Source organism: Ohtaekwangia sp. (genome assembly GCF_036786105.1).
Classification (GTDB): domain Bacteria; phylum Bacteroidota; class Bacteroidia; order Cytophagales; family Cyclobacteriaceae; genus Ohtaekwangia.
The window spans coordinates 14,363-30,751 of the sequence record NZ_DAIQRQ010000030.1; the positions used below are offsets into that span (position 1 = coordinate 14,363).

Annotated in this window: 13 protein-coding genes; 6 read left to right on the forward strand and 7 right to left on the reverse strand. The window is 39.7% G+C overall.

Features of this window, described 5'->3' with window-relative positions; genetic code table 11:
* Positions 1-127 precede the first annotated feature (127 nt).
* Both V7Q33_RS13440 and V7Q33_RS13445 read left to right on the forward strand, forming a co-directional pair.
* Entirely contained in the window at positions 128-796 is a 669-nt protein-coding gene (locus V7Q33_RS13440; protein ID WP_333820164.1) for a 4'-phosphopantetheinyl transferase family protein, read from the forward strand.
* A gap of 223 nt (positions 797-1,019) precedes the next feature.
* Complete coding sequence (locus V7Q33_RS13445; protein WP_333820165.1) at positions 1,020-2,162, forward strand: glycosyltransferase; 1,143 nt, start codon at positions 1,020-1,022, stop codon at positions 2,160-2,162.
* A 1-nt stretch (position 2,163) separates the two neighbouring features.
* Here V7Q33_RS13445 and V7Q33_RS13450 read toward each other — a convergent pair whose 3' ends face one another.
* The 7 genes from V7Q33_RS13450 to V7Q33_RS13480 are packed head-to-tail and all read right to left on the reverse strand — an operon-like array spanning position 2,164 to position 9,686.
* The gene (locus V7Q33_RS13450) at positions 2,164-3,399 is read right to left on the reverse strand and encodes a glycosyltransferase (RefSeq protein ID WP_333820166.1); all 1,236 of its coding nucleotides are present in this window, start codon (positions 3,397-3,399) and stop codon (positions 2,164-2,166) included.
* The gene (gene murJ / locus V7Q33_RS13455; RefSeq protein ID WP_333820167.1) at positions 3,399-4,943 is read right to left on the reverse strand and encodes a murein biosynthesis integral membrane protein MurJ; all 1,545 of its coding nucleotides are present in this window, start codon (positions 4,941-4,943) and stop codon (positions 3,399-3,401) included. Before murJ ends, V7Q33_RS13450 begins: the two co-directional genes overlap by 1 nt.
* On the reverse strand, positions 4,928-6,079 hold the full coding sequence (locus tag V7Q33_RS13460) for a glycosyltransferase family 4 protein (RefSeq protein ID WP_333820168.1): 1,152 nt from the start codon (positions 6,077-6,079) through the stop codon (positions 4,928-4,930). Before V7Q33_RS13460 ends, murJ begins: the two co-directional genes overlap by 16 nt.
* Positions 6,080-6,107: 28 nt before the next feature.
* Positions 6,108-7,235 carry a glycosyltransferase family 4 protein gene (locus V7Q33_RS13465; protein ID WP_333820169.1) on the reverse strand — a complete coding sequence of 376 codons (1,128 nt, stop codon included), beginning with the start codon at positions 7,233-7,235 and terminating at the stop codon, positions 6,108-6,110.
* A gap of 39 nt (positions 7,236-7,274) precedes the next feature.
* The gene (locus V7Q33_RS13470; protein ID WP_333820170.1) at positions 7,275-8,090 is read right to left on the reverse strand and encodes an ABC transporter permease; all 816 of its coding nucleotides are present in this window, start codon (positions 8,088-8,090) and stop codon (positions 7,275-7,277) included.
* A 25-nt stretch (positions 8,091-8,115) separates the two neighbouring features.
* Positions 8,116-8,922: an ABC transporter ATP-binding protein gene (locus V7Q33_RS13475; protein WP_333820172.1), complete on the reverse strand. Its 807-nt coding sequence runs from the start codon at positions 8,920-8,922 to the stop codon at positions 8,116-8,118.
* A 2-nt stretch (positions 8,923-8,924) separates the two neighbouring features.
* The gene (locus V7Q33_RS13480; protein ID WP_333820173.1) at positions 8,925-9,686 is read right to left on the reverse strand and encodes a thioesterase II family protein; all 762 of its coding nucleotides are present in this window, start codon (positions 9,684-9,686) and stop codon (positions 8,925-8,927) included.
* A 1,075-nt stretch (positions 9,687-10,761) separates the two neighbouring features.
* On the opposite strand from V7Q33_RS13480, the gene V7Q33_RS13485 reads away from it, so the two are divergent.
* From V7Q33_RS13485 to V7Q33_RS13500, 4 genes are read left to right on the forward strand one after another with little or no spacing between them, the layout of a single operon-like run.
* On the forward strand, positions 10,762-11,913 hold the full coding sequence (locus V7Q33_RS13485) for a radical SAM/SPASM domain-containing protein (RefSeq protein WP_333820174.1): 1,152 nt from the start codon (positions 10,762-10,764) through the stop codon (positions 11,911-11,913).
* Positions 11,906-13,498: a B12-binding domain-containing radical SAM protein gene (locus V7Q33_RS13490; RefSeq protein ID WP_333820175.1), complete on the forward strand. Its 1,593-nt coding sequence runs from the start codon at positions 11,906-11,908 to the stop codon at positions 13,496-13,498. The genes V7Q33_RS13485 and V7Q33_RS13490 overlap by 8 nt, the downstream gene beginning before the upstream one ends.
* A 25-nt stretch (positions 13,499-13,523) precedes the next feature.
* Positions 13,524-14,879 carry an aspartate aminotransferase family protein gene (locus tag V7Q33_RS13495; RefSeq protein WP_333820176.1) on the forward strand — a complete coding sequence of 452 codons (1,356 nt, stop codon included), beginning with the start codon at positions 13,524-13,526 and terminating at the stop codon, positions 14,877-14,879.
* A gap of 11 nt (positions 14,880-14,890) precedes the next feature.
* Entirely contained in the window at positions 14,891-16,381 is a 1,491-nt protein-coding gene (locus V7Q33_RS13500; RefSeq protein WP_333820177.1) for a class I adenylate-forming enzyme family protein, read from the forward strand.
* The last annotated feature ends 8 nt before the right edge of the window (positions 16,382-16,389 follow it).

Sequence of the window (16,389 nt, forward strand, 5' to 3'; positions counted from 1 at the left end):
CAACATCAATATTGACTATTAAGAAGCTGAAGGAATTTTACTTCGAACATAAAGGAAATTACAGTCCGATTCTTGACTGAGATTTAATGATATTAGCAATATGATCAGTGTTATTTAACAACTTAAGATGTTAAAAGTTTATTGTGCCAATTTTAAAACCCGTCTAACAGTTGAGGAGTTTCAAAATCTCTCGCAGACACTCCCTGGTGCCATTACTGACAAGTTCTTAAAATTCATACGCTGGCAAGATGCCCATGCGGCGCTCATGGGAAAATTGCTATTAAAGGAAGGGTTGAAAGACATGGGATATTGTATGAACCTTGAAAATCTAAAGTATACAATTTATAACAGGCCATACCTCGACAACTGTCCGATTGATTTTAATATTTCCCATTCAGGTGAATATGTTTTATGTGCTTTAAGCACCACATGTAGCGTTGGGATAGACATTGAGCAGGTCAGGCCGGTTGACTTAAGCGATTTTGAATCTCAATGGACGCTGCAAGAGCTGGATAATATCCGCAGGTCAGACGACAGCTTGAGGCAATTTTATAATTATTGGACCAGAAAAGAAGCTGTTATTAAGGCCAATGGGAAGGGATTGAGTCTTTCACTCAATAAAATTAATGCGACTATCGATAGAATAAGCATTGAAGGAAAAAACTGGTATGTTAAAGAAATATTTATTTCGGATGACTACTGCTCTCATCTGGCAACGGATGTCGAGATCGACAAACCAATAACGATAAATAGAATTGACTTTCTCCAGGGAAAAGTGGATGAGATGATTTTTTAAATATTGGAAGCTGCTATATTTGAAAACCCTTTAAGTTGTATTATCAATAAATATAGAACACGTTGCCTGTAGAAAAACAATATTGGTTAAAGCTATTCTCAGAGGAGGATAAAAGCGGCTGAATGGATACGCTTTCATCCAAAAACAAGAGCCCCATCTATATCCGTTCGCGTATATCGATTACTTCCTTCATTCAGGGTCCAAAAAGATATAAGATAAACTGATGAAAAGAATTAAAATATTATTTGGGCTGGAGGCGGCAGATGGCGGTGCATTAAAACATCTTCTTTATCTGGTTGAGAATCTAAATTCATCGGATTTTGATATTACGGTAATCCTGTCGGATAAAAGAAAAAAATCACTCGATAAAGAAATAAAACGCATGATCTTCAATAAGGCCAGAGTTTTAACAATGCCAATGGAACGGGAGATAAATGTGGTAAAAGATTTTATAGCACTGGTAAAGATAGTATATCATGTTGGCAGGAACAGTTATGACATTGTACACGCACATAGTTCAAAAGCCGGAATATTCTTCCGGCTGGCGGGCTGGTTTAACCGCGTACCCCTGATCGTATATACACCTCATTGCTTTTATTTTCAGGCAAAGTCAGGAGTCTGGAAAAAGGTATTTTCCTTCATTGAAAGATTAGCCTCCGGAATTACCGACTATATCATTGTATCTGATAATGAAAGGAAAGCAGCGCTTAGCTATAAAATATCTTCGGCGCAAAAGCTAAAAAACATCAACAACGCCATAGACTTTAATCAATACAAACAGTACAAAAATATAGAGGGCATCAAGCAGTCATTGGGAATTAAAACACGATTGGTTATCGGTGGCATTGGAAGGCTTACAGAACAAAAAGATTGGATAACCTATATCTATGCGGCAAATGAAGTGCTTAAGACTTATCCTCATGTTACTTTTTTAATTGTTGGAGAAGGTGAACTGCGGACACAGCTTAATACCCTCGTCCATAAATTGAATATTGCAGATCGCGTATTAGTCATTGGCTATAGGGAAGACATTCAAAAGATTTATGCTGTTATGGATATTTTTGTAAGTACATCTCTATGGGAAGGATTCCCTTATGTATTGCTCGAAGCGATGTATTATAAAAAACCGGTTGTAGCAACCGATATAGGATATTCCAGCGTTATAACAAAAGGAATGAACGGATATCTGTCACCTACGAGAGATTACCATTGTATAGCAGATAATATTTCTTTACTCATAGCGAATGCTTCCCTCTGCAAAACAATGGGAGGTTCAGGATATGATGTAGTCATGCAGAATTATTCATTCGAATTGTTTATCAGAGAGCATGAATTATTATATAAGCAGCAGAACCGTTTTTCCTGATTCATCTTTTCGAAGATGATGTGTAATCGAAAAATAATTCTTCCAGCATCAATGTGCTTTGTTGTATGGAAAAAGCCTGCTGTATTTTATTTCGTGCTGCGATTATCAGCTGGCTTTGCAAGTGAGCATCGGTGGCTAAAATCCGGATGGCCTTAGCAATAGCCGAGGCATCTTTCTCAGGCACCAGTAATCCCGTTTCATGATCTTCTATCAGTTCCGGAATTGCAGAAATCGCCGTGGATATAATTGGCAATCCCATGACTGCGGCTTCGAGTAGTACATTGGGAAGCCCATCCCGGTCTCCATCATCGCATGTTATACACGGCAATACGAATACATCGGAGGCATCGTAATAGGATTTAATTTCCTCGTGCGAGAGCATGCCTGTGAAGGTAACAGTCGCCTGAAGTTTAGAGTCGCTTACCTTTTCCTTTAAAGAACCACTCAAAGGACCATCTCCGATTATTGTGCACGCTGTTACAATACCACCCGTGTTCAATAACTTCACTGCATCAATAAGATAAGTGATTCCCTTTTTCTCTACGAGCCGGCCCACACACAGGATGTTCAGTTTACTTTTGTTGCAAAAAGGTTTGGTTGTCCGTTGCGATATCCAGCGGGAGGGATCTATACCGTGATAAATATGATAAATTTTTTTTTCCGCGGTGTATCCCGTCTCCTGAAGAATACGATCCAGAAAAATCTGATTACTCTTGGTGCAGACGATGATAAATAATGCAGCATGAATCTTCTTTATGATTTTATGAGGGGTCACATAAATATCATGTGCATGTGCGCTGAAGCTGAAAGGTATACATGAAATGATAGATGCCTGTATAGCAAGATCTGTGGGCAGAAGAGCGAAGTGCGAATGGATATGTTTTACTCCTTTGCGTTTAAACTCGCTCGACAAATAAACCCCAAGGAGAAAATTTCTTATATTTTTTAGTATGGCTAAAGGTGACTTATTGAATTTAATGCATGTAATTAATTTTTGAATATACCTGCGCGGACTATTCGCTATAGCGGCAATATGAACACCTAAGATCTGTGTTGAAAAAATGCCTGGGCAATAGCAAACATCAACACCTGTTGATGGGTTGTTGATAGCGTCTCCTTTTCTTATTGCATAAACTTCAATGTCGATTTTTCTTCTGAGGTCGATAATCTCATTGATAATAAAGTGTTCCGTTAAGGTTGGAAACTCGGGAATAATATAGGCTATCTTCAAACGCATCACGCCATGTTTTCAGGTTTGGTCAATAGATTTATTTTTAGAACACGAATAGCCACTATATAAATCGATGAACTGCCAAAAAGAATAAAGCAAGCTGCAAAAATTTTCGTGATAAGATCATCTGCCGAAACCTGCTCATGAAGAAAATTGAGCATTAGCCACAAAGTGATTGTAAAGCATACTGCCGCCAGGAAAAGTTTAATAATATAGTTAAGCGCCTCCTTGTAGTTAAACGGAATGATCCTTTTTAAAAGGAAAAGCAGTGTAATTCCTTTCAGATATTTGGAAATAACAAATGCGATTGCGATGCCTGTATAATCGAGATAGCGTATCAAAACAAATGCAAGCAGTACGTTAAGTATGGAGTAGGCAATTCCCAGGAAGATAGGAATCTTTGTATTGGCATTAGCATAATAAAAGATGACTACAACGGCTTCAATAGCCATGGCCGGCAAACCGATAGAATAAACCTTGAGTGGTTGGGCAGTCATAATAGTAGCTTCGATATCAAAAGCACCCCGCTGAAAAATTACCTGGACAATCAAAGTTGAAAAGGTAAAAAAGAAGATTGAAAGCGGTATAAACACAACAGCTACCCATTGTAATGTTGATCTGAACAAATCAGATAGCTCATTTGATTTTTGCTCGATTGCCAGTTGTGAAAAATAAGGGAACAGTACAACACTAACCGTATAAGGAAGAATGATTATAGGCAGATCAGAAATTTTCCTGGCGTAACTCAATGAGGCTATAGAGCCTTCGTTCAGAAACGATGCGAAAATCTGATCCGAGAGATCTCTCACCTGAGAAAATACAACTCCAATCAACAGCGGCCACGTTAAATGCCACATATCTGCAATGTGTTCCCTCGAAGGAGCTGCTATATTTCGTGGCAGTTGGTTAATGATTCCGATCAGATGAACTCCTACTTTGGCAACGGCGCCAAATAATACACCGAGGGCAGCAGCTTCGATGCCATACAAGGTGTATAGAGCCACTAGGCAGATGATGATAAAGATTTTAGAAATCAGCTCTCCGGAAGCAGGCACTACAAATTTCTTTTCTCCGTTTAGCGTAATGCCCGTCAGTGTTGAAAGCGCTAAGAAAATGCAAGCCGGAAATATGATCTTCAATAATTTGGTTCCGGCAGATAATTCATGGGAGGAAAACCCTGGGGCGAGAATTTTCATAACATCCGCCGGAAAAGCATACACAATAAGAGAGCACAACCCTGTTGTCAGGAGTATTATACCGCCAACGAAATAGAAAAGGCTCCATGCTTCCTCTTTCTTACCTTTATTTTTAATGGAGAGAAATACATTTAAAAACCCCGGCTCGATCGCTTCACGGTACAGAATAAATATACTCGTCACCAGTGAAACAACGACAGTATACACATCTACGTGGAAGCTGGTACCGAAAAAATATGCCAGGAGTAATTTTTCACCATAGCCTAAAATTTTCGCAAGAAGGGTAATGATTAATAATCCTGCAGAGGATTTAAATATATCATTTGATGCGAATAATTTTATTTGCCTTTGCATTCGTTGACGAGGGATTGATAAACCTGAAGCGTTTTATCAGCTGTTGAAGACCATGTAAACTGGCTGGCCCACGCTATGCCTTTTTCTATTGCTCGTGCTCTTAACAATTCATCTTGCAGAAGCGTATGCATACCGGTTGCTATATCTTCTATATCCAAAGGGTTTACTTGCAGCGGAACATTTCCGGTAACTTCCGGAAGGGCTCCGGCTGTTGATGTTAATGTTGGAGTGCCGCAGGCCATTGCTTCCAAAGGAGGAATGCCAAAACCCTCATACAGCGATGGAAAGACAAAAAGGTCTGCCAGCGAATACATGGCCGGAAGTTCGTTCTCATTCACGTATCCGGTGAAGATAACCTCTGATCTAAGGTTTAGATCCTCTACTGCTTGATAAACAGAGCTATATTTCCAGCCGCACCTTCCGGCAAGAACAAGCTTGTGCGGATGTTCGCTATTTTTTTTAAAGATGTGGAATGCTTTGATCAAACGTTCCAGGTTTTTCTTGGGTTCGAGGTTGCCGACAAAAAGTATAAATCTTTCCGGCAAGCTATATCGATGTCTGATTTCTGAAAGCTTTGCGGGGGAATGTTCCCTTTTGAAATGTTTGTGAACACCGTTGTAGATCACTGTGATTTTGTCACTATCGATATTTACTTTTTTTAGAATATCATTTTTCACAGTATTTGAAACAGCTATGATTCTGGAAGCGTGACGCATCGAGCGCATGAAAGCAAGGCGATGATATATAGCTGTTTCAGTCTGGCTATAATCGGGGAAGTCCAATGAGATTGTATCATGGACTGTAAGCACAGATGGCTGCTTGGTGAAAAATGGCAGTACATAATTAGGACTATGGTATATATTGAATCCGTGCTTTCTCTGGTATGCAGCAAGTAAAAAGTTTTCAAAATAAATTCTCCTGAATCTGTTGGCGGTATTGATACGCAGCCGATTTTGTTTCAATAAGCCTTGTGGCGACTCCCGCAGTTGAAGTTTGCTGTGGCTCGACAACAGGGCGCTTATATTAATTTCCTGATGAGCACGCATGCTGAATTCATCCAAAAGATTTTTCATATAATAATCAATTCCTGAGAATTGACTATTAAGAGAAAGACAATTGATGAGCACGTTTGTCATGTTAAATAAATCTGTCTATAGTATTGGCTTAATTAAGTGCGTCCAGTATGGATTCTATTCTGAAGGTTGTCTGATCTGTGTTCAAGGCTTGCTGTATATGCGCTTTGCCATTCTTTCCCATCGAAGCTCGTAACTTTTCATCACAAAGTAGCAATGACACCTTGTTAGCCATGTCAGTCAGATTGCCAGGTTGTACAAGAAATCCCGAGACCTCGGGGAGAGTAATTTCTCTTGGACCACCAGAATCAAAAGCTACTACAGGTTTTTCATAGAACATGGCTTCGGCTACACTTCTGCCGAAGGGTTCCCTGAGCGCACAATGTACCAGGATGTCAATTTGTTTAAAGATTGATTCGATGTCATTTCTAAAACCGAGCATTGAGAAATGCTTCTTAAAATCACTTTCAGCTATACGCCGCTCAATTTTTTTCTTATAGACTGAATCTGACGCAGTCATTGCATCTCCGGCGATGATAAAATGGACGCTTTGATTTTTTGATAATACAAGTTCAGCTATCGTAATAAACTCCATCAGATTTTTCCAGGGTGTCAGTTGGCCTATGGCGGCTACCAACCTGATATTTTCGGTCAACTCCAATTTTTGTCTTATACGGTACATTTTTGCTACCTGCCGAGGCATACTGATTGCCGGATATATGACGGTAGCGTTATTTCGCCTATTCGGAATTTGCTTCCGGATAAATTCAGAGACACATACAAGCTGATCATTGGAGGATAGCAGAACCCTGTAAATTTTTTTTGTTGAAATATTATCCCGTACGAAGCAAACGGTTTTTATACCGGTAAGAGTTTTTAGAATATAAGTGTATACATTGGCTTTTAACGAATTCGCAATAACGATATCAATATTTTCTTTTTTAATGAAACGTGCTATAGCTATTGAAACCCATATCAGGTTAAAGGCAGTTCTCAGGATATAGAATGGCGAATAGCTTTTTCTGAAATTTACCAGGGGCAGAACCTTTATATTGAACCGGTCATGTAACTGAAAAAAAAGATTTTCTTTTTGAGGTAACAGGATTGTGACATTGTATTTACTGACATCTATAGTTTCCAGTAAAGCAAGCAAGCTTCGCTCCGCACCGCTTATGGCTGATACGATATTCAGGATTAGAATATGTTTTCTTTTAGGCATGCATATCAGACCTTGTTATAGTATAATTCTGCAATCCATCTAGTGCTGAACTAACGTGCCATCTCTTTTACCTTTTTCTACCGCCCATTCAAAAGTCTTCAGGCTGAGCGGAAACAAAACCACAGAGACAAGTGCCAGTATCAGCAGTTGTTCGGAAATCATGCCAATAGAGTAATTTTGCAACATCGTTAACCGCAATGCGTCCAGTGAATACGTGATGGGCACAAAAACTGAAACAAGCTGGAGCCATGCTGGCATAATGGCAATTGGAAAATAGGCTCCTCCTAATATTGAGCTCAGGGTGCTGGCCACATAGCCAAACGGTTCTCCTTTTTTAAACAGTATTGTGCCGGACGCTGCAAAAATTCCGAGGCTGATAAAAGTAAATAACGATAACACCATAGCTACCAGTGTACCCGGAACATTCATGCGCGATATATCAAAATCGAAAAAAAGAATACCGACAACGAACATGAGGATCAATTGCACTCCGGCAGAAATAAAACTGTAAAAGGAAGACATAAATACAATTGACTTAGGATTTGTTTGTGAGCAAAGAACAGCCTCGAGGCATCCGGCCATTTGTGATCTGCGGATAGAATCTGCAAATGTCAATATAGCGAGCTGAAAAAAGCGTGTAAAAGCAATTCCGATCAGTGCAAAGGGAAAATATTCGCCACCATATCGTGCCAGGCTTTCAGCCTGACTTGATTCTATAAGTTTGCTGACAAAGAAAAAAGATATAATGGGTAGAAATGAATTGGCAACAGAGATTAAAAAAGCCATTTTATAGCTTGACTCTATACAATAATCTTTCTTGATAAACGAAAGTGCTTTACTGAAATTGAAGACCATAGCAATATTGGTTCACGCGTTCATATTAATAAACACCATTTGTATAGTGAGCTATCTTTTCTTTCCCGTTTGTTATCACATGGTTATAACATTCCAATAGGTTGGCGTACGTACGTAAAGTTTCTTCTTTGGACTTGTAGTGAAGTACCTTACCTTCTTTCATAATACATATTTTACTGCACAATGCTTTTGCCTCGTCAAGGTTATGTGTTGCAATAAGCAGTGTTCTTTCCCGGTCTGAATGAATCTTTTTAAAGATCAGTTCCTTTACTTCTTCGGTTGCGATTGGATCCAGTGTGCGGGTAGGCTCATCCAGGATAAGGATTTTGGGATCTGCCAATAATCCCCTGGCTATAGCCAGTTTTTGTTTCATCCCCGAAGAATAGCCGGCGAATAATTTATCTGCATGCCTGGTGAGACCAACAAGGTCAATGAGCTGACTGATTTTTTCGTGTAACACTTGGCCCTTCAGGTTATCAAGTGCTCCAAAGAAAGCAAGGTTTTGCCTTCCGGTTAATCTCCAGTAAAAACTCCTTTCTTCATTGATAACGAAGCCTACATTTTTACGTGCTTCAACATTGTGAGATTGCGTATTGTATCCATGGATGGAAATGTTTCCCTGTGAAGGATATAGTAATCCTCCTATTAATTTTAAAAGCGTTGTTTTTCCGGCTCCATTGGAACCCAGGAAAGCTATTTTTTCTCCCTCACTGATCGTGAGATTACATTTTTCCAGCGCCGTGAATTTTTCGGTCTTAAAAGGATTTCGCAGGATGTCAATGTACCTTTTAGGTACAGGATATTGCATCGTAACATCCTTGATCTCGATCATACTCAAAGTTGTTTAGAACTGATCATTGTATTTACATTGAACAATGCCTTTTCGATTATCGCTGTAACGGATGGGGCATGCTCGAAAATGAAAAAATGATTTCCATTGAATTTCTTTAACGCTATAGGGGCAACGGTTTCCCGTTGCCATGAACGCATATCATCTTCCGCAATTTCATCCTGCAGCCCCATCATAACGGTGATCGGAATATTGAAAGGTTTTGTTTCCTGATAACAAAATGTTTCTACCGCTTCAAAGTCCGCCCTCAGTATGGGCTCGAAAATATTCCAGGATGTTTTATTCTCCAAAATTTCTGTTGGACTTCCATTCAGCTCTTTTATTTTGTTGATGAAATCATTAGCGGGTAGCCGGTAGGTTGGTGTCCTTTGGAGATTTCTTGATGAAGGAGACTTGCTTCCGGAAACAATCAGATGTGTGGGCAAAATTTCGCTTTTCTCCTGCAGCTTTTTTATCAGTAAATATCCGATAAGACCGCCCATGCTATGTCCATAAATTGCGTATTGCGCCGTAAGTTCAGGCGCAATACGTTCATAAATATCATCAACAATACTATGGATGTTTCTTAAGAGCGGTTCATTAATTCGCCTTCCCCGGCCTGGTATTTCAACCGGTGTAAAATCTATCTTTTCTGATAGATATTGTCTAAACACGTTATAAGAATAACGGTTTCCGCCTGCAAACGGAAATGCGTAAACCTTAATAAGCGAATGATGATCACTATTCTTTATTAAATCGTGTTCCACTGAATAATGGGTTAAATATATTTCACCTTAACGATTGATTATACCTGAACAATATTAGTTCAGGTGAAATTTAGGGATTACAAATTAGATTAAAACCTATAAAGGAAGAAAATCCTATTGCCAGTGCGTGATAATACTTTGAATACTTATATAAATAAGAAGCAAGAAATATCTTTCGGATTACATATTGAATAAACCTGCTCTAGAGATACCGTTGTCTAAACATTATTTTTCTACTCGAAAATAATCTTCTCCTTGAGATATAGTGGATTCAAAAAATAAGATGAGCCACGTTTGGATAGTTTCGCTTGCTATTCGATTTAACATCTCAAAATCGACTATATAAAATTATGCCATTATAATTTTTTCCGATGATTGCGCTTTAGGCTTTTTAAAAAAAGTCGGATTTAGACAAAAAAAAGTCTTTTAAGAGCAAAAACAAAAACATCATCTGATACTAGATTTGTTATATGTGTATTTTTCAATTCAATTCATAAGTATATGAATACATCGCTTTCGCAAAGGTATAGTTGGTGATAATTTTTGAAGCGGAAGGTTTGGCTTAATGGAATATAGAGTTGAATTGTGAAGTAGCGGGTTTGGCTTAATGGAAATAAAAGTTTTGAGTTGTGAAATTGGAGGCACTACAAGAACGTTAAAATGCTATCACGCATCGTATTCTTAATATTCACTGGTTTTGATTCCAGCGAATGTTGAAGTACCGTTTAAAAATGATACTGGCGCCAGCATCACTAAGTTATACGGATTTACAATTACCTAAACGGCCTGCATACGGATATTATCTATCTGTAGAGTGAAACGGCATCAGGATATTATTCGCGTGCAAATGCTGAAAAGAGAGGCTTGACTAAAGTAACGATGAATTGTGCCGGAGTTGGATCACTCCAATTAATAACGCTAAGTACAATGAATCTTGTCTCGATATTTTAGTGAGGCAGAATCGCTATTGGATTACTGTTATGTATTTTGACCTTGGTGCTGATGGATTTTTCACAGCACAGGATGCTTCGCAGATGTGATATTGGTATTAAACACCTTTTTGAAACTATCGCTGATGAAAATACAATCTGAAAATTTAAAAATAGAAGGAAAAGTTGCGCAACTCATACATGACCTTGTTGTATATGAAGATGTATGCAATTTCAATTGCAATTACTGCATGACACCCAGCTCCCCCTTTCAAAAGGAAGATACTTATGATGACAAAGAGTTTGTCTGGGATTTGTCAAAATTACCCGAGATGGTCTACGATGATGATCATAAATTCAAAGAGAATGTAGATAAGGTCCTGGATAATTATCACGAATGTTTTGATGCACCCATTCTGAAGATCAGCGGAGGCGAAGTAATGCTGGTAAAAAATGTGGAGCACTTATTAAAAAAAGAATCTGAACGGTACGAAACAGTTCAGATACTTACCAATGGATCGCTTTTCACTGAAGATCTGTTTAAATCATTCAGGAATATACCCAATCTTTCAATTATTGTATCCATTGATGGGCATACGCACGAGATGAATCAGTACCGTGTGCGATCACAGTCCATCCATAGAAAGTTGATATCCAATCTTGACCGGGTTGTCAACGAGGGTATATATGTAGAGATATATTGTGTGCTGAACAATAAAAATACTCCGGTTATTGACGAGTTCGCAGATTTTTTATTGGATAAATACAATGGTGATGTTGGGTTAACTCCTTTTCCCGTAAGGCATCATGCCGCTCCAAAATACGGTCCACAACCCGATCAGTTGGAAGGTATAAAAAGACTGATTGATAATTTTGAACACTATAAGAAGATCGTTCCGTCCCTGGCTTATCTCACGGACCTTTATGATTTCATAAGTACCAGCACAAAAAGAAAGATCCGGTGTCTTACGCCATTTCTGATGTTTCAAAGTTTTCATAATGGCACCGTCACGCCATGTCCTTATGCGTGGTTCGATAAGGTGGGAAATATTTCGCAAAACCCGGAGGAAGTGGTGAGTAATTATGGCAACACCCGAACGTATGATTTTTTAACGACAGACCCGCCACGTGCGCCTTTTTGCAAATCGTGCTTTACAGATACACATGCACTCGCGTTGTATTATAACGGAGTGATCGAACTTGATGATCTGATCTGCAGCCGCCCGATACTACAACGTCCAAAAGCCAGGCAGCGATTACTAGAGCTTAAAGAACTTTTTACACATCACTATGCTTGAAGTACTGGTCAAAGGCCCTTCTGTTTCATTGGTGGATTCACGGGATAAACGTGAATTCACGGAGTCCGAAAATCTCGGTCTTGCAAGTATTGCCTCGTTCCTGCGCGGAAAAAACATTTCGGTTGATCTGTGTTCTTTCGATACGTGTAAAAGCGTTGAAGAGCAAATCGATAAGTTAGAATCCAACTATGATATATATGGATTTTCGTTGTTTCATGAAAACGTTGAATTTGTATTCTCGGCAGCAAAAAGGATCAAGGAAAAAAATCCGAAGGCCATCGTTTGTGCAGGAAGTAAATTTGCAACAGAAGCGGCTGACTTTATATTGAATGAATGTCATGATCTTGATTTTATAGTATTGGGAGATGGCGAGTTTCCATTACTGGAAGTAGCACAGGCTTATCCTGATCTTCATACGATAACAAACCTCACAAACATCAAGACCAGAGAGTCAATCAAGGTAAACCATAAAGATGTTTCCAGGGTTGCTTTTGAAAACGGGCATTGGCCGACAGCGCATGACTTTGCAAGAAATACATTCGGCCGGCCATCGGCTATAGCCAGGCTTTATTCGAAAAGAGGTTGTACTTGCTACTGTTCCTTCTGCCTCCTTCCCAGTAAGGCTCAAAAAAAACTAAAGAAGTTTTCAGGAAGGCCAATGCATGATCTTTTTCATGAAGTTTTAAAATTGAACCGTGAATTTGGGTTTAAGGCTTTTATGATTCACGATTGCCCGTTTGATGATGCAGGCGAGATGGGTATTCAGCGTGTAGAAGAATTCTGCGATCTTTTGCTTTCCCACGATCAGCCTTTTTCATTCGAGTGTATGATTGATGGAAAGTTCATTGACGAGAACTCGGTTCCATTGATACAAAAAATGCGTAAGGCCGGATTCAGCCAGATCATGTATCTGATAGGATCCGGTAATGAGCATGATGAATATATTTTAAAGAAACAAAGAAATATCAGACTTAAGGAATCGGCAATCGATCTGTTTGAGGCGAATGATGTAGAGGTGATGTTGGAGTTTTTCAGCTATACACCCTTTAGCACGCTTCAGTCTTTCGAAAATAATTATCACTTCCTTACCAGAAGGAAAGCATACGTGCTGGATTATTTTATATATAAGGCACCGGTATATTATGGCAGCGACCTATACCTTATGTGCCGGGAGAAGAAGCTTTTAAAACCGGATTATACTTACAAAGATGTTTTCGAATACGCGTTTGAAGAGCCCTATTTTTTTGAAGTGGATAACTTTTTCCAGAACGTTATCCGTAAATCACAGATCATACACGAAGATTTCAGCTTTCACAATTTCGTTTACCTCTGCAACTGGCTCAGGGCACTTTTTCCGGAAGGTATGAAAGATATTATGACTGAAGTGAATAGCATCAAATCAAAATTGCACACAACCTTGTTGTCATATTTCAGTGATGTTATGGTAAAAAAAGATTTGACAAGCAGCAGAGAGAATTTTACTGATTTCGAAAGCACTCTGCTAAATATATATAAAGAATCCAAGTTACTGCAGATGAAACAGCTGCGGCAACCCGACATTCGGAAATATTTGATGAGGAATTAATTTAAAAAACTAAACAATATTCACATTGGATGCTACAATAAACCCCATCTCAGAGAAGATACTGGTGCAGGCACGGAAAAGTATAGCCGGAGGAGCGAACAGCTCTATGCGCGTTCTCAAATATCATCTTCCTACTGTTATTCAAAAAGCAGAAGGCGTTTATATATGGGATGCTGATGGCCATAAACTGATTGACATGAACATGGGATATGGCCCACTGATATTTGGTCACCGAAGTCCTATTATCATTAATGCCATAGAAAATGAATTGAAGCTTCGTGGTACAACGCTTGGGTTTCCGCATGAATTATCGCATCAGGCTGCAGAACTTATTAAAAAGAGTTTTCCCTCTATAAATAAATTAAGGTTTAGCTCTACGGGTACCGAATCTGTACAAACCGCGATAAGACTGGCCAGACAGTTTACAGGAAGAAAACACATTGTATTATTCGAAGGTCATTATCATGGGTCAAGTGATTCTGTATTCCATGCTTATCACGCACCCGTTGATGAGATTGAAAGGAGAAATTATATTCCGCTTCCGGGCACGAAGGGGATGGGGGGAGCACCTTATAATGCTTATGTACTTCCGTGGAATGATGCCGAACTCCTTCAATCGTTCCTTTATAATCATAGCGAAGAAATTGCGGCTGTAATTATGGAACCGGTAATGGGTAATGCAGGCACTATTCCTCCGGTGCCAGGTTTTTTGGAAGCCGCCAGAAAATTAACCACAGAGATAGGAGCACTTCTTGTTTTTGATGAGATCATCACCGGATTCAGAGTTGCACGTGGTGGAGCACAGGAACGATATGGTGTACAAAGTGACATAACGTTGCTTTCAAAAGCGATGAATGGTGGGGTGCCAACGGCTGCTATAGGCGCAAGAGAAGAAGTAGCAGATTTAATCGCCCATCGCGAAGTATTTCACGGTGGAGTATATTCGGGGAATCCTATGTGTATTGCAGCAACCCTTGCTGCCCAGCAGGAGTATGAAAAGAACCACACTGAAATATATACTGGACTGGAGAACGCTTCAACCAACCTTGCGTTGGGTATCAGAAAAATATTTTACGACCTGGAGATTCCGGTCTCAGTTCAGCACGTGGGAGCAATGTTGAATTTCTGGTTTCTGACGGACTATGATGAGGATGGCGGATTTAAAAATTACAGAGAAGTATACCGTGGAACGAACCACGATACGTTCGTAAAATTCCAGCATATTCTTCAGCAAAATGGTGTATATGTTCATCCCAATCATTATGAGCCCTGGTTTATTTCAACAGCACATAACGAGGCAGTCATTGGCGATGTACTTGACAGGATTCAAGTCTCAGCTAAAACACTAAAGAAAAAAATTCAAGTACCTGCGCAACCCTAGTACCGCTTCCAATGAATAATGAGTTACTGCAATCCTGGCTGAAATGGAAGGGAGTTATTCAATGTAACTTCACGCAACAGGTATGGCCTGCGTTGCACCTTCAGCAAGCGTCAGAACAACTGAGTATTCAGCTTCGCCAGGCAGGTATATGCAGCGGTGATATCGTTGCATTATCATTGACGAACACTGCTGCATTTCCGGTAACACTTTTTTCATTGCTTGCAATAGGATGCAATCCATTGCTTTTAAATCCGGCAAGTCCTCAGCCTGAAGTCGATGAAATTACGAAGTCATTTCAGGTACATTATCTGATTCATGATTTTGTTACCTCCAGACTTTTATATGGAAGAACCGAGCAAGTATTCACCTTTTCCATGGGCACAGCTTCTGTAACATTATTAAGAGTGGATGAAAAGCTGAGAGGCCACTATACATTGCAGCAGGAAGGCGTTATTCTGCATGCTACATCCGGCACTTACGGTAAGTCTAAATTTTGCATTCGTCCGCAGTCTGCCGCAGTCTCAGAAGCCAGAAATTATATTGAAAGTATAGACGTTTACAACCACGCAACAATAACACTTACAACGCCCCTGCACCATGCTTTTGCTTTTGGATTTGGACTGGCTTCCGCACTGCTGACCAATAGCACCGTAAGGCTTTATCCGACATTCAATCCCAGAATTTTATTGAAAGACCTTAAAGAACATCCTGGCGATATACTTACTGTTGTACCACCTATGCTAGTGTCGCTGATACAACTGGCTAAAACATCCGGATATAGAATGTCACCGCATGTTTTCTATGCTGGCTCTTCCTGTAGTGAATCGGTGAGCACAGATTTTCAGCGCGTATTCAACACAAGGCTATATCAGATTTATGGGACCACGGAAACCGGCGGCATTTCTACCTCATACTCACCGGAAGGTATACTACCGGGTGCGGGCCGACCGTTAAAAAATGTTGAAGTCAATATTGAAGGAAAGAATATATATAGAGCGTTTCATGAAAATGCCGGAGAGATCAATGTGAATTCTGCTTCCATGATGCAGGGCTATACACATTTTACACAAAACGTTCATGCCTGGTCTACCGGTGATCTTGGATTTTTTGATCGAGACGGCTATCTGCATCTCACCGGAAGAGTGAAGGATATTATCAATGCCGGTGGAAGTAAAATTGATCCTAAAGAAATTGAAGAAGTCTTGCTAAAGCATCCTGATATTATTGATGCTGCTGTATACCCGGGGCTGCTGCAGGAAGATAAAGAATTTGTTCAGGCCGCCATTGTTACCAATGGAAAGCAACCTGATGTGGCAGCGTTGACAAAATACTGTTATGATCGTTTAACAGATTATAAAGTTCCGGTGCGGTTTCATTTGCTGGCTGAAATTCCCAGGTCAGCTGCCGGGAAATGTTTGAAGGTAAAGCTCCCTGATTTTCCGGTAAACTATATAGTAAGCGAATATGAAAAAGGTGTAAGCGATCTTGTAGAACAGAAGTAAAATAACCC

Coding starts and splice junctions, on each gene's coding strand:
- V7Q33_RS13440 (WP_333820164.1), top strand. CDS start 128: ATGTTAAAAGTTTATTGTGCCAATTTTAAAACCCGTCTAACAGTTGAG.
- V7Q33_RS13445 (WP_333820165.1), top strand. CDS start 1,020: ATGAAAAGAATTAAAATATTATTTGGGCTGGAGGCGGCAGATGGCGGT.
- V7Q33_RS13450 (WP_333820166.1), bottom strand. CDS start 3,399: ATGCGTTTGAAGATAGCCTATATTATTCCCGAGTTTCCAACCTTAACG.
- murJ (WP_333820167.1), bottom strand. CDS start 4,943: ATGCAAAGGCAAATAAAATTATTCGCATCAAATGATATATTTAAATCC.
- V7Q33_RS13460 (WP_333820168.1), bottom strand. CDS start 6,079: ATGACAAACGTGCTCATCAATTGTCTTTCTCTTAATAGTCAATTCTCA.
- V7Q33_RS13465 (WP_333820169.1), bottom strand. CDS start 7,235: ATGCCTAAAAGAAAACATATTCTAATCCTGAATATCGTATCAGCCATA.
- V7Q33_RS13470 (WP_333820170.1), bottom strand. CDS start 8,090: ATGGTCTTCAATTTCAGTAAAGCACTTTCGTTTATCAAGAAAGATTAT.
- V7Q33_RS13475 (WP_333820172.1), bottom strand. CDS start 8,922: ATGATCGAGATCAAGGATGTTACGATGCAATATCCTGTACCTAAAAGG.
- V7Q33_RS13485 (WP_333820174.1), top strand. CDS start 10,762: ATGAAAATACAATCTGAAAATTTAAAAATAGAAGGAAAAGTTGCGCAA.
- V7Q33_RS13490 (WP_333820175.1), top strand. CDS start 11,906: ATGCTTGAAGTACTGGTCAAAGGCCCTTCTGTTTCATTGGTGGATTCA.
- V7Q33_RS13500 (WP_333820177.1), top strand. CDS start 14,891: ATGAATAATGAGTTACTGCAATCCTGGCTGAAATGGAAGGGAGTTATT.